General features: G+C 59.8%; 1 protein-coding gene. It reads right to left on the bottom strand.

Going from position 1 to position 779, the window contains the following annotated elements; genetic code table 11:
* On the bottom strand, positions 1–686 hold a 686-nt coding region (locus DF947_RS22045; RefSeq protein ID WP_158526317.1), incomplete at its 3' end, for a PorP/SprF family type IX secretion system membrane protein.
* Between the last annotated feature and the right edge of the window lie 93 nt (positions 687–779).

Genomic DNA, 779 nt, shown 5'->3' with positions numbered 1-779 from the left:
GCGTCAAAAATATCCCTGTAGTTCTCCACCCCGCGGTAAACCGCCTTCGGCTCGATGGCGCTCAGCGCAGAGCCCTCCCCGCCCGCAAACCTGTAGCCTGCAGAGGCCATGTAGAGCGACCTGTCCGCCACGCTGCGCCGGATGTCCCGGTCAAGGAAGCGCTTCAGGTTCGGCAGTGCGCCCTGCACCGTTAGCCCCCCGTTCCGGTAGGCCAGACCGAAGTCACCGTCGAAGTAGATCCCCCGCTGGTTGAAGTTATAGAGGCCCGGGTCCGTAAGGTCGCCCCTTACCCGGTTGAAGTCCACCCACTCGTCCATGATCCCCGCCGAGAGGCCGAAGTCCAGGTAGCTCTTCCCCCCGTTCAGCGGAAGGTGGTAGGCATAGCTCGCCTTTGCGCTGGTGCGCTGCACAACGCCCGCACGGTCGTTGAACAGGTTCAGCCCAAGGCCAACCTTCCCGTTGTCCGAGCCGTGCTCCGCGGTTACCGCCTCCATGGCAGGGGCATATTCTATGGCCGTCCACTGTGCCTTGTAGCCCGCACTCAGTTCCCATCCGCTGTTTATTCCGGCCATGGCCGGGTTTGCCAGGTACTGGTTCTGGTAGTACATGCTCCCCATCGGGTTAAGCTGGCTGTATCCCGACTTGCCCAGAAGGAGCATTGCCGATATGATCAGTATCTTTTTCATTCTCTTATGTTCTTGATGGCCCTCCCCTGCGGGAAGGCCTGTTTCTGTTTTCTTCAATTATCTGTTGTCCCTGATGATCGAGATCGTGCCCCT

This window comes from Pedobacter paludis (assembly GCF_003173575.1).
Lineage (GTDB): Bacteria > Bacteroidota > Bacteroidia > Sphingobacteriales > Sphingobacteriaceae > Pedobacter > Pedobacter paludis.
The sequence above is the reverse complement of the archived record's forward strand: the minus strand, read 5'-3'. Positions and strand labels throughout refer to the sequence as shown.